Raw genomic sequence first — 13,087 nt, 5'->3', positions numbered from 1 at the left:
CATGCACAGAATCGGTCAATTATACACTTTTGCTCTCCTTGTATTGCTTTTGCTCCCCTTGGGAGCTCACGGCCAAAAAAATTGGGATGCCGCCATTGACGCCAAGCTCAAACAAACGCTTTTAACGCACAAGGACTTTGTGAGCTACCCCAATATCGCTGCCAATACAGACGATATGATGGTCAACGTAAAGGTGGCCACCGATTATTTTGAAGCCAGAGGTTTTGAGGTTTCTCTTTTAGAATCAGACGGGCTACCCGTTTTCTTTGCAGAATTGACCGTAGATCCTAAAGCCACTACCCTGCTCTATTATTTGCATTTAGACGGACAGGCAGTAAATCCAGACAATTGGGATCAAGAGGACCCTTTTAAACCAGTATTGAAACAAGAAGGACAATCGGGGAATTGGGAGACCATCTCTTGGGACCGTCTTAATGGCGATATTGATATGGACTGGCGCATCTTTGGTCGTGCCGCTGCAGACGATAAGGCGCCCATAAGCATGTTGCTCGCGGCCATGGATATCCTCAAAGAGTCTGGGGAACAACCGAAGCACAACCTCAAGGTCATTTTGGATCTTCAGGAAGAAGCAGGTTCTGAGGCCTTTCTATCTACCCTTGAAAAGTACAGTGATCGTTACGCTGCCGATTATATGCTGATTTTAGACGGGCCGGCGCACAACAGCAATCAACCTACCTTGACCTTTGGATGCCGCGGTATAGCTAGATTCAGCATAACTACCTATGGCGCAGAATTGCCCCAACACAGCGGGCATTACGGCAATGTGGCTCCCAATCCCGTTTTTACTTTGAGTCAATTGTTGGCTAGCATGAAAGGGCCAGACGGGCGTGTACTTATTGACGGCTATTATGAGGGCATCGAACTTACAGAAGCTGAACTAGCCATACTCAACGCGGTTCCCGATGATCAGCAGGAAATTGTAACTAAACTTGGTTTGAGTGAAGCGGAGCAAGTTGCCGCTACCTATCAACTCGCCATGCAATATCCCTCCTTGAATATTAGACATATTGAAACCTCTTGGAAAGGTCCAGGGCTCAAAACCATCATACCCGAATGGGCTCGGGCTCACTTTGACGTGCGCTTAGTTGCTGAAACGGACGGCGCAGCGCTCTTAGAGAAAATCAAAGCGCACATAAAGAAACAAGGTTATTATTTAATTGACCGCGCTCCAACAGCGGAAGAACGCCTTACCTATTCTAAGATCGTGAGTTTTGACGGTAATGCAGGCGTTAATGCGTTTAGAACTGATATGGCAAGTCCTTTTGGCCTGCAACTCTCTGATGCCATCACTGCGAGTTTTGGTCAGCCTCCGGTTCGGATAAGAACAATGGGCGGTACAGTGCCCATCATTCCCGCGGTAAACCAACTGGAAATCCCAGCGATCATTGTTCCATTGGTCAATATGGACAACAATCAGCACAACCCTAATGAGAACATTCGTATTGGGAACATTCGTGATGGGATCAAAGTGATCTTGAGTATTCTGAGCACTTCTTTTGAAAACTAATGGCGCATCCTTTTGAAATAAGCAGATTGGACCATGTCGCTATCAATGTAAAGGACATGAACGCTTCTATTGCTTGGTATGAAAAGGTCTTGGGTTTGAAACGCGTTAATGTGCCCGAATGGGGCGCCTACCCTATTTTTATGTTAGCAGGAGAAACAGGCATTGCCATCTTTCCCGCGGATCTACAGGATGCTGAATGCCCAATCGATTCCAATAATGTGAAGATTGATCACTTTGCCTTTACCCTAAGCAATGAGGCCTACAGTGCCGCAGTTGATCATTATAGCAGTTTGGGAATCTCTTTTACCGAAAAAGATCATCATCATTTTCTATCCGTCTACACTAAAGATCCGGATGGACATACCGTCGAGTTAACTACCCTTAAAGCGAGTTCGGCGGATTTCTATCAGCCCTAAATTAAAAAAGGGCGGCTAACGCCACCCTTTTTACAACCAAATAAACAGTACCTAAGTGCAGGTAATCTAACTAGGCTCCGGCGTTAACCGAATAACTGTAGGTGTTCCCACTGGCGTTAACCAGCTTGAATGTATACCTTCCTTCTGGAGCATCGTTGAAGTCAAACTGCTGACCAATTGAGGCAGCATCACCTAAATAAGACTTGTGAATAAGCTCTCCGTTTTGATTATATACATATACCTTGTAGGTATCTAGGGTCGTGTTGAGTACAGAAACGCGCACTACGTTTGCATCTTCCTGAATTGAAACAGGGTTTGTTGTAGGGTTTCCAGTGTTTGCTGTTGCAGCCATTGATACTGTCAATGCTACTGCTGCGATTACATTCTTGAATTTCATAACTAAATAGTTTTAAAAATTGAACATTACAAATGTCCGACGATTCCCGCTTTTGTACTACCACAGAATTGCTCATTATCTGTGTATTTTTAACCCAATAGCCTAGTTCAATTAATAATCGGGTTAAAATAGCATATGTTTTAGCTAAATTTGCATAGCTGCTTTGGTACGATTTATGCCAACTTCAATACGTGATATAACCCAAACGTCATGAAAATGAACAAACAACCCTTATTGGAAGCCATAGCCCCCGCCTTAGGCAGTTCCTTTAGCGTGAACAACTTTGCTGAGCAGCGCAAACAGGACCGGGCGGCCTGGCATTTTCACCCAGAAATTGAACTGGTATATGTAGATAAAGGATCTGGAAAGCGGCATATTGGCAATCACTTGTCTTATTACAGTGAAGGAGATCTGGTCCTAATTGGCAGTAATGTGCCCCATTTTGGCTTTACCGATCGATTGACCGGAAACTCTGAAGAAGTCGTGATTCAATTCAATGAGGACTTCTTAGGCCCTGAGTTCTTTGAGAAGCCAGAAATGAGTCAGATCAAAAAACTCTTTAAGCGCGGTAAACAAGGAATCGTCTTTTACGGGGAGACCAAAGAAGAGATCGGCAAGCAAATTTCTGCCTTAACAACAATGACGCCTCTGAACAAACTCACAGGACTGCTCAACATTTTAGAGCAACTCTCTTTAAGCAATCAATATGAGCTCCTCAATATTGATTCCGTAATTATTGAAGCCAAACCGCAAGACAACAATCGTTTAGAATTGCTCTATGACTTTGTCAATAAAGAGTACACGCGTCATATCCCGCTGGCAGAAGCCGCCAATATGGTCAGCATGACAGAACAAGCCTTTAGCCGATTCTTTAAAAAGAAAACTGGAAAGACCTTTACGCAGTTTGTCAACGAGCATCGCTTGGTTCACGCCTCTCGCCTTTTAGCAGAAGAACCTATGGGAATCACGGATATTTGCTACGACAGCGGTTTCAACAACTTCAGTCACTTTAATAAACTCTTTAAAAAATTCAGCGGTAAAAGCCCGTCACAGTATCGCAACGAAATTCAAAAGGTGCTCGAATAGGTTTGCGCCAATGACCTAAATTGCCGAATTTTATCTCCATGAATGATTCGGCCACATACCGCCCGTTAGATCTAGATAACTGGAATCGCAAAGAGCATTTTGAATTCTTTTCTGCTATGGAGGAGCCCTTTTTTGGGGTCACCGTGCAATTGGACCTCACCAAGGCATATGCTTATTGTAAATCCAAAGGGTACAGCTTATCGCTTTACTACCTTTATGCCGCAGCTTGGGCCAGTAATGCTGTGGAATCCTTTAGCTACAGGATCATTGATAATATGCCTGTGGTATTCGACACCATTCACCTCAATGCCGTTCAACTCAAAGAGGATCAAAGCTTTGTTTTTACCTATATGCCTTTTGCCGATAACTATGAGGATTTCCTAAAAGGGGCTCTTCCCGAGCGTGAGGCTGCACTTTTAAGACCCGGCTTGGGCATTACTGAAGACACCAAACGTCTGGATTCGATTCATTATTCGGTGCTCCCTTGGTTAGACTTTAGCAGCCTGTCCCATGCGCGTAGTTTTTCTTTTCCAGACAGTTGTCCAAAGATCAGTTTTGGTAAAATGGTCTCAGAATCAGACCGCTTGCGAATTCCTTGCGCCATTCATGTTCATCACGGATTAATGGACGGTTTCCATGTAGGCCAATTGGTGGACAAAATTCAAGAGTTCTTGAATCAAAACGGTTCGTTAAAGCCTGACGGGCTTTAGCATTTTTACCTATCTTTATCAAAAATTGCGACACTACAATTGATCGTTAAAAGCAGCGTTTGGGGTCAAACAGGAATGCGTTCCTGCATCGTTTTGGGTTTGTTGTTATTGTTCTTCGGATCAGTGCAGGCTCAGGATAGCTTTTGTGCTGATTTTAAAGATGGAAGTTTCTATATTCCCCCAACCGAGGAATTACCGGTTTCCTATATGATCACGCGTCAAGGAGAATCCTTAGTAGAAACTGTGGATAGCGCGCCTAAAGGGCTGCTTCCCGAGAATGCCGAAAACCCAAAATACGGCATTATTAAGTGGATCAATTCCTGTTCTTATCGGATTTGGTTTGACGATTCAAAAGGTCCTTTGGATGAAGTGCAGCAAATGATTAATCGCAACAATGGAGTTCTGATAGAATTTCTGAGCGTAGACGGTAACTGCGTGAATTACAGGGGAACCTTGGAAAAGCCAGATGAGATTGTCACCTTTTTGGGACAACAATGTAAGTATTAACCGCGTTTGCATTTCAGTATGCTTTTTAGGTCATTCTTAGTGGCTTTCCTGTTGAGCCTATCAGGCTTTGCCCAAGAATGTCCAAATTTGACCTTACCCACAGCAGGAGCTACCAATGTGCCCGTTGATACTGCAATTTCTTGGGAAGAGGTTGTTGGAGTAACCGGTTATGTGGTCTCCTTAGGAACTACTCCAGGAGGCGGTGAGATCGTCTCTAATCAACCGGTTGGCTCGGTGACTACTTACAATCCGCCTTTAGGCTTACCAGAGTCTACAACCATCTATGTCACCATTACACTTTTCTTCTTTGATCAGCCAGACATTATTTGTGATGCCATCCCATTTACTACGCGTAACGAGGTCAATCCACCGACCTGTACCAACTTGAATTCACCCTTAGACGGTGATACAGGAGTTAATGTCGGAACCAACCTGAGTTGGAACTACGCTCCTCGAGCTACGGGATACCGCCTTACCATTGGAACAGCTCCAGGGCTTGGAGATATTGAACTGAATTTAGACGTGGGTAACACCTTGAGTTACAATCCTCCTGCAGACTTTCCAGCAGCTACGGAGATCTTTGTGGAGATCGTACCCTACAATGAAAACGGCATTGCAACGGGCTGTACTGAAGAATCCTTTATCACGGGTTCTTTGGGAGAACCCCCAGGATGTACCATGCTCATCAACCCAGTGGACGGCCAGTTCAATGTGGCGCTTTCCCCCTTATTGGAATGGGAACCCGTACCCGGAGCCACAGGTTATTTGTTATTTATCGGGCGTTCTCCATTTGAAAATGATGTGGTGGATGGAGCCATCTTTACCACTACCTCCACCTTTGTATTCAATTTTGAACCCAACAACACCTATTTTGTCCGCATCATTCCTTTCAACGATGCCGGCCAGGCAGTAGATTGTCCTCAGGAATCCTTCTCAACCATCTTGGGCTGCGGGCCCTTCTTTGATGAGGAGACTGGAGAACTCGTGGTGTTGAATCCAGAGATCAGCTTTCCGGACAGCATTGGAATTTGTTTGGGCGATATCCCTCGAGTGGTTACCGCTCCAGATCCTGCGGATGGTTACCGCTGGTATCGGGTAACCAAATCTGGCGACCTGCTCTTGATCTCAGAAACCGCCACCGTGGAACTGGAAGAGACCGGCAATTATATTTATGAGGCTTATATCACTACGGATGATGGACAAGGATCGCTCTTGGAATGTGCCAGTTCCTCTGAGTTCACTGTGGTCGCCTCACAAGAAGCACAGATAGACGAGTTTTTTATTCGGCAGTTTGGAGATTTCTTCAATGTGGAGACCGTGGTTTCTGGTATCGGTGATTACGAGTTTGCCCTAGCTATTGATGGACCCTATCAGGATTCCCCAGAATTCAACGGACTCACGGAAGGCAATTATACCTTATACATTCGCGATAAAAACGGCTGTGGAATTGTTGAACGCCCGTTTAGATTGTTGTTCCCTCCTACTGGATTTCCGCCATACTTCTCCCCAAATGGTGATGGGGTAAATGATCTGTGGAACTATATCGCACCGCGAATTGATCCACTGCCCCTGCGTGACATTTACATTTATGATCGTTACGGAAAGCTCTTGGCACGAATCAATCCCAATGGCCGTGGATGGGATGGAATCTACCGTGGAAACCCGCTGCCTTCCTCAGGATATTGGTATCGGGCTGAAACTTTTGACAATCAAGTTTTTAGAGGGTATTTCTCCTTAGTTAGATAAAGGTTATTTCTTTTTTACCCACTCGGAATTTGGCAAATAAAGCCGTAAATTTGAGTAAAAATAGCCATGAAGATCGTACTTCTAATAGGCGTTTTCGTTATGTGGGCAACTCAACCCTTACTGATCGATTTTGGAACCCAGGGCAACAACCAAGAATGGTTTGCGCTCAATGATGGCGTTATGGGTGGGATGTCCAGCGGTAACCTGAACTACACACCAACCAGTTTTATCTTTGAAGGGCAAGTGTCTTTGGAGAACAACGGCGGATTTGCCTCTGCCCGCGGACCTTTTGAAGCGATGGACCTCTCCAGATTTAGCACGGTAATTATAAAATACCGCTCCACCGGTATGGATTTTGCCCTGACTTTAAACAACAGCCGTTTGTGGTATCGTCCCAACTACAAAGCGTCACTCCCAGAAACTGATGGACAATGGAAAACCATCAGTCTTGATTTAAATGATTTTAAAGAGTACCGCGTGGGTAAAGCCACTGGCAATGCCATCAGTCCCCAAGTCTTAAAAAAGATCATTCGTTTAGGACTTATTTCTGATGAAAAGCGCGCTGGAATCTACAGTATTGAAGTAGATTTTATAAAGTTCAGTTAGCATGGCTCAAGCTGAATATCCCAACTATCCCGAACTGATCGCTTTAAAGTCTTTCGTGGAAAAATATGATATTCAAGTAAGCTTACTTTCAGACGCTGCAGCCATAATACCAGAGCACAGTAGCGTGTCATTCAGTATGGCAAATAAACCGATTACGCTTTATTTAGACGATGAATACGGGGATCTTCAAATAGACAATCCCTTATTGCATATAGCCTGCTGTTTGGATCATTTAGAAATAGTAGAAGAAAGCGAAGATTATCTGCAATGGTGCAGGGAGCACGGTTATAATACAGGTGCGAGCCATTTGCTCAATCACTACAAAAGTCTTGTAGCTTATAACGATAGCATCCGCAGCTGCTTTAGAAATCAAAAAATAGAATCTTTTGTAAATTCGCTAGACTTTCAACTCAATCAACGGGCTGCACAAGCCTTAAGAGCAAAAGATTTCACCCTCTGATGTGTTACGATATTAAAGCCAGTCTTGAATCCCAACTCCAACGCGCCAAACGCAACAACGACCTGGCTGCGATCTTGGAAATTGAGCAAAAGTTAGCGCCTTATACAGACCTGCCAGCACATCACAAAAGCGGTTTTGCACATCCTAAATTACTCATCTATACGGCAGAAGATCCCTTTAAACCCATTATTGCCCATTGGGGTTTGATCCCGCATTGGGTTAAGGACAGTGATCTAAAAAATAAACTTTGGAATTCCACCATCAATGCGCGTGGGGAAACTATAGCAGAGAAACCCTCCTTTAGAGATGCCTTTAAAAGCAAAAGATGTTTGGTTTATGTGGATGGGTTCTTTGAACATCACCACCAAGACGGAGATGCCTACCCCTTCTTTATTTACAACCAAGACCAATCTCCCATATGCATGGCTGGCCTTTGGAGCGAATGGACTGACCGTCAAAGCGGAGAGGTTTGGACCAGTTTTAGTTTGGTGACTACTAAGGCCAATGCTATGATGGCTAAAATCCACAACAACCCTAAAGCCAAAGAAGCACGGATGCCGGTTCTACTAAACGAACAAGAGGCTGAGCTTTGGTTGCATGCAGACCCGAGAAATCCGAAGCAAAAAGAAGCCCTAGACGCATTGATAAGACCTTGGCAAGAAAGTAAACTTGATGCCCATCCGGTGGCAAAACTCCGCGGAAAAAACTATCCAGGAAATGTTCCAGAAATTACCGAACCATTTAAATATGAAGCCTTAAATTTGGCACTATGAACAAGAGCTATTGGACCTTAATAACGCTTTTATTAATTGTTTTTTCGAGCTGTAAAGAGCAAACAGAAACACCCACTACTACGGCTAAAATTGAAGAGTTACCTACGGAACGCGCAATCATTAGAGGCTTTAGTGTTAAAGATTCTTCTGGAGTAATGGTGAAAGATGCATTACAAGCCTTGCAAACGGTGATCTATGGGGATCAGGGAAACGAACTGGCCAATCTGTTCTACAACAGAGACGGCAGTATTGCCTGGGAAGATCAATACACCTACAACGAGGAAGGGCAAAAATCTGGCTCTCGCTATTTTGAGAAGGGCGAACTCAAGATCACCTACAAATACGATCTGGACGATCAAGGCCGGCGTGTAGGCTTTAGAGCGCATGATGCAGCAACGGGTGTAGAGATGTATCGCGGATTTTCAAAATATGAGAATGATGGAAAAACGCGTATTGACGGCACCGCTCCCGGGCCCAATGCCGTTGTGCAATGGAACTATGAGTATCAGTTTGACGAGCAAGGTGAAGAGACTGGTTATGTATATATAGACGCTAATGGTAATCGATTTCCCAGCAGTTATGAAGTTCGATCTCGTGATGATCAAGGCCGATGGACCTCCAGAGCAGTGATCTCAGACGGGGTGGTCAAGGCCATAGAGACCCGTACCTTTGAAAAGCTGGATCTTCAACAGTAATTTTCACAAGGAGTTCACGACCCAATACACAGAGATTCAAAACGCTATGAAAAAATATCTGTTCAATTTTTCACTTTTTTTGTTACCGCTAATTGCATTTGCGCAAAATAGTGGCAAAGGTCCCGACGCTGTTCTAGGGCGCTATTGGACGCCTACTAAGAATGCAAAAATTGAGATCTACAAAGAAGGGAATCAATACTACGGCAAAACTGTTTGGACCGAAAGAGCGGGTCGAGATACTTTAAATCCTGATCCCAAAAAACGCAGTCAATCGCTCTTAGGTTTGGTTTTCTTAACGGATTTCTCATACGACGATGGAAAGTATGTCGACGGGAAAATATACGATCCACAAAACGGAAATATCTACTCCTGTAAAATGTGGTTAGAACCCGATGGGGACCTCAAAGCACGCGGCTATATTGGCATCTCTCTCTTCGGTCGTACAGAAGTGTTTGAGCGCATCAAAGAATAGGCTTAAAATTGTGCGATTTCGCGCAAACGTTTTCGATAATTTTTACTGGTAATTAGGCCCTTAGGAGAACCAAGTGAGGGGTCTAATGTTTATCTTTACAGCCAACCAAACCAGTAAATCACTTCTGATGAACCAAAGTCGTGTAATTATTGAAAACATATACCCACAATTAGAAGGCGGAACTTACGCCATCAAAAGCATTGTGGGCGAATACCTCCCCGTTACAGCAACGGTAGTTGGCGATGGTCATGATGTCATTGCCTGTTCCCTTTTATACAAACACCAATCGGAACTTAAATGGATCGAAGTCCGTATGCAACCCACAGGAAATGATGGTTGGGCAGCCGGTTTCCATACCGCAAAGCAAGGAGGCTATCAATATAAAATTCAAGCTTGGGTAGATCACGCCCTAAACTGGCAGCACGGGATTGAACGTAAAATTGATGACAATCAACACGTCAATTCAGAACTGTTAGAAGGTGCAGAGTACTTAGAAGAAATCCACAAAGCTGCGAATGCAACTGAGAAAAAGTATTTAAAAGAGCTCATAGAAGCCTTTAAAGATTCCAATCAGTATGAAAAAGCAGAGGCAGCATCGAGATCTGAAGAATTGCATCAGATCTTTATAAAATACCCGATCAAAAGCGTTGTCAATGAATCTGAGGCTTTGGAAGCTTATGCAGATCGTGAGAAAGCGCGTTTTAGTACATGGTATGAATTCTTCCCGCGTTCGGCAGCTCGTGAGGAAGGCCAGCACGGAACCTTTAAAGATTGTGAAGCCTTATTGCCAAGAGTGGCAAAAATGGGCTTTGATGTTTTATACTTCCCTCCTGTTCATCCTATTGGGCGCGTAAATCGCAAGGGGAAGAACAACAGCACAGAAGCTTTAGACGGCGATGTAGGTTCTCCTTGGGGAATCGGAGCCGAAGAAGGCGGACACAAAAGCCTGCACCCAGATTTGGGTAATGAAGCAGACTTTAAGTCATTGGTAGATAAAGCAAAAGAGTTGGGTATTGAAGTAGCGATGGATTTTGCGCTTCAAGCAGCTCCAGATCATCCTTGGGTAAAGTCAAATCCAGAATGGTTTAAATGGCGTCCGGACGGAACGGTGCAGTACGCAGAGAATCCGCCTAAAAAATATCAAGACATCCTCCCGATCTATTTTGAGAGTACGGATTGGAAGAACCTCTGGGAAGAAATGCTAAACTGCGCCTTGTATTGGGTGGAGGAATTTGGCATTCGCATCTTTAGAGTAGATAACCCACACACCAAGCCTTTTTATTTCTGGGGATGGTTGATGGCAGAGGTTAAAAAGAAATATCCAGACGTGTTGTTCCTCTCTGAGGCCTTTACGCGTCCGGCGGTCATGCATCAATTGGCCAAACAAGGTTTTAGTCAATCCTATACCTATTTTACTTGGAGAAACAGCAAACAAGAACTGATCGAATACGTTGAGGAACTCACCAAAACGGATCAGAAATACTTCTTTAGACCCAACTTTTGGCCCAACACGCCAGACATTAACCCATGGGCACTGCAAGGAGGAAACGAGGCCATTCATTTGAGCCGTTATTTCTTAGCTGCTACTTTGAGTTCCAATACCGGACTATACGGCCCGGTATACGAGTATATGGTGAGCGACGCCGTTCCTGGCAAAGAAGAGTATTGGGATTCAGAAAAGTACCAATTGCGTCATTGGAACTGGGAAGCTGAGAACAAACTCACTACCCTGATCAGTAAGATCAATCACATCAGACATCAAAACGCATCGCTACAGCAAACCAATAACATTCAGTTCTTGGGGGTAGAGAACGATCAGCTTTTGGCCTATTTTAAAAGTGATGTGGACGGAGATAATCAAACCTTAATGGTGGTTAATCTAGATCCTTACTATCCGCAAAGCGGTTGGGTGGAATTGCCTTTAGAGGCTATGGGAATACAAGAAGGACAGGCCGTTACAGTACACGATCTTATTACGGAAAGCAGCTATATTTGGGACAAACGCTGGAATTTTGTCGAGCTGCACCCGGCACTACCCTTTCACTTGTTTAAAATTAAAAAGTAATGGCTAAGGGCAAATCAACTGTGAAGAGCACAACCAACTTTAACGTTGCTTGGGAAGCCCTCATGGACGACCCAGGCTTTGTAAAAATGTTCCTTTCTGAGGTATTGGAACGCTATATTGTTCAGCAGCGCTGGTACGGCGGTAAATCCAGCCGTTTGAAATATATTGACCTGCAAGAGTACTTTAGGATTGAACAACACGGTGAAGTCTATTACGGATTGATCCTGGAGATCAATTTTGAAGAAGCCTTTTATCAGCATTACTTCTTGCCAATCGCTTTTGTGACCGATGAGAACTTCGCTAAAGAAGATCGGATCATGAATTTGAGCATTCAGGGCAACGAAGGGTTCTTGATAGATGCTGTAAACTTGGAAGCCTTTAGAAAGTTGGTCTTTGAGCGTATCTTACATGCTCAAGCCGGCGAAGAAGAACGTGTCAAATACCACCGCGGCGAATCTTTTGTAGAAACGGCCTATGAGTCTTCTCGATTTATGGGGATGGAGCAATCCAACACCTCCATCATCATCAACGAGCGTTTAGTGATCAAGTTCTTTAGACGTATCTACGCCAATAAGAATCCGGATTATGAGATGTCCCGATTCCTCTCCGACAAAAAAGGATTTAAAAATACGCCGAGCTATCAAGGAAGTATCAATATCATTGATTCAGACAAATTGGTCATCACCATTGCTTTGATGCAAGGCTTGGTGCCTAATGAGGGAGACGCTTGGGAATATATGCTGGGCAAACTCAAAGGAGTTTTTGAAAACTTGGCCCACAAAAGCATTAAGATCAATGAGCTTCCGCATACCGAGATGTTTGAGCGCCTCACCATAGCAGATGTGCCACCACAGATCATTGACTGGGCAGGTTTGAGCATTTTCTTGGAATTGCAACAACTGGCCAGAAGAACGGCGGAAATGCACATTGCCTTAGGCTCTGAGTTTGAAGAAACCGCCTTTGCACCTGAACGTTTTAATGGTGATTACGAGGTTTGGCTTAAAAACCGTTTGCTGTATCAGTTTCAAAATCGCTTGAACACCTTAGAGAACAACTTGCACAAGCTAGACGGCTTGGCATTGGAGCTGGCACAAAATTTTCTCGATAATAAGAACGAGATCAGAAAACGTTTTTTAACCTTTAATTGGACCAAACTCAAAGGAGAACGTCTGCGCGTGCATGGCGATTATCATTTAGGTCAGATTCTGGTTCAAAACGGAGACTTCTTCATTTTAGATTTTGAAGGAGAACCAGAAAGCACCATTCGCGATAGAAAGGTCAAGCAGCCACCTCTTAAGGATGTTGCAGGACTGTTCCGATCTTTTCATTACGCGATCTACGCGACCATCTTCAATGAAGGAGAACATTTTCCGTATGAACAAAAAGAGCTTTTTGCCGCTGGAGAATTGCTGTATCGCTACATGATCGGGGTGTTTTTAAATACCTATACGGATGTGATCCGCAATGCAAACATCAATATTGGTTATAACCAAGAGCGCGTATTTATGCTCAAGTACGCCATGTTAGAAAAAGCCGTTTATGAGCTCGGCTATGAAATGAACGCGCGTCCGCGTTGGGCTGTGATCCCGCTAGAAGGAATCGCATCAATAATGAATGAAAACTAAA

Annotated in this window: 14 protein-coding genes; 13 read left to right on the top strand and 1 reads right to left on the bottom strand. The window is 44.1% G+C overall.

The window, feature by feature from the left end:
- Position 1: 1 nt before the first annotated feature.
- Positions 2 to 1,528 (top strand): M20/M25/M40 family metallo-hydrolase, encoded by a 1,527-nt coding sequence (locus tag POW22_RS08930; protein ID WP_272832312.1) that lies wholly within the window; start codon positions 2 to 4, stop codon positions 1,526 to 1,528.
- Entirely contained in the window at positions 1,528 to 1,944 is a 417-nt protein-coding gene (locus POW22_RS08925) for a VOC family protein (protein WP_272832311.1), read from the top strand. Before POW22_RS08930 ends, POW22_RS08925 begins: the two co-directional genes overlap by 1 nt.
- 70 nt (positions 1,945 to 2,014) lie before the next feature.
- Here POW22_RS08925 and POW22_RS08920 read toward each other — a convergent pair whose 3' ends face one another.
- Positions 2,015 to 2,341, bottom strand: coding sequence for a DUF3244 domain-containing protein (locus POW22_RS08920; protein WP_272832310.1), 327 nt, complete (start codon positions 2,339 to 2,341; stop codon positions 2,015 to 2,017).
- A gap of 210 nt (positions 2,342 to 2,551) precedes the next feature.
- On the opposite strand from POW22_RS08920, the gene POW22_RS08915 reads away from it, so the two are divergent.
- The 11 genes from POW22_RS08915 (at position 2,552) to POW22_RS08865 (ending at position 13,086) form a co-directional block, all read left to right on the top strand.
- Positions 2,552 to 3,427 carry an AraC family transcriptional regulator gene (locus POW22_RS08915; protein WP_336407712.1) on the top strand — a complete coding sequence of 292 codons (876 nt, stop codon included), beginning with the start codon at positions 2,552 to 2,554 and terminating at the stop codon, positions 3,425 to 3,427.
- A 38-nt stretch (positions 3,428 to 3,465) separates the two neighbouring features.
- Positions 3,466 to 4,137: a chloramphenicol acetyltransferase gene (locus POW22_RS08910; protein WP_272832309.1), complete on the top strand. Its 672-nt coding sequence runs from the start codon at positions 3,466 to 3,468 to the stop codon at positions 4,135 to 4,137.
- Between the two features lie 75 nt (positions 4,138 to 4,212).
- Positions 4,213 to 4,644: a hypothetical protein gene (locus POW22_RS08905; protein ID WP_272832308.1), complete on the top strand. Its 432-nt coding sequence runs from the start codon at positions 4,213 to 4,215 to the stop codon at positions 4,642 to 4,644.
- Positions 4,645 to 4,683: 39 nt separating this feature from the next.
- Positions 4,684 to 6,390 carry a T9SS type B sorting domain-containing protein gene (locus POW22_RS08900; RefSeq protein ID WP_272832307.1) on the top strand — a complete coding sequence of 569 codons (1,707 nt, stop codon included), beginning with the start codon at positions 4,684 to 4,686 and terminating at the stop codon, positions 6,388 to 6,390.
- Positions 6,391 to 6,456: 66 nt separating this feature from the next.
- Positions 6,457 to 6,996, top strand: a complete 540-nt coding sequence (locus POW22_RS08895) for a CIA30 family protein (protein WP_272832305.1) — start codon at positions 6,457 to 6,459, stop codon at positions 6,994 to 6,996.
- A 1-nt stretch (position 6,997) separates the two neighbouring features.
- Entirely contained in the window at positions 6,998 to 7,456 is a 459-nt protein-coding gene (locus POW22_RS08890; RefSeq protein WP_272832304.1) for a hypothetical protein, read from the top strand.
- Positions 7,456 to 8,229: an SOS response-associated peptidase gene (locus POW22_RS08885; protein ID WP_272832303.1), complete on the top strand. Its 774-nt coding sequence runs from the start codon at positions 7,456 to 7,458 to the stop codon at positions 8,227 to 8,229. Before POW22_RS08890 ends, POW22_RS08885 begins: the two co-directional genes overlap by 1 nt.
- Positions 8,226 to 8,924, top strand: coding sequence for a hypothetical protein (locus POW22_RS08880; RefSeq protein ID WP_272832302.1), 699 nt, complete (start codon positions 8,226 to 8,228; stop codon positions 8,922 to 8,924). Before POW22_RS08885 ends, POW22_RS08880 begins: the two co-directional genes overlap by 4 nt.
- Before the next feature lie 46 nt (positions 8,925 to 8,970).
- Complete coding sequence (locus tag POW22_RS08875) at positions 8,971 to 9,396, top strand: DUF2147 domain-containing protein (protein ID WP_272832301.1); 426 nt, start codon at positions 8,971 to 8,973, stop codon at positions 9,394 to 9,396.
- 85 nt (positions 9,397 to 9,481) lie between these two features.
- Complete coding sequence (locus POW22_RS08870; RefSeq protein WP_272832300.1) at positions 9,482 to 11,461, top strand: alpha-1,4-glucan--maltose-1-phosphate maltosyltransferase; 1,980 nt, start codon at positions 9,482 to 9,484, stop codon at positions 11,459 to 11,461.
- Entirely contained in the window at positions 11,461 to 13,086 is a 1,626-nt protein-coding gene (locus tag POW22_RS08865) for a trehalose synthase (protein ID WP_272832299.1), read from the top strand. Before POW22_RS08870 ends, POW22_RS08865 begins: the two co-directional genes overlap by 1 nt.
- Position 13,087: the final 1 nt, after the last annotated feature.

The sequence above is a fragment of the Gilvibacter sediminis genome (assembly GCF_028561565.1).
GTDB lineage: Bacteria > Bacteroidota > Bacteroidia > Flavobacteriales > Flavobacteriaceae > Gilvibacter > Gilvibacter sediminis.
The sequence above is the reverse complement of the archived record's forward strand: the minus strand, read 5'-3'. Positions and strand labels throughout refer to the sequence as shown.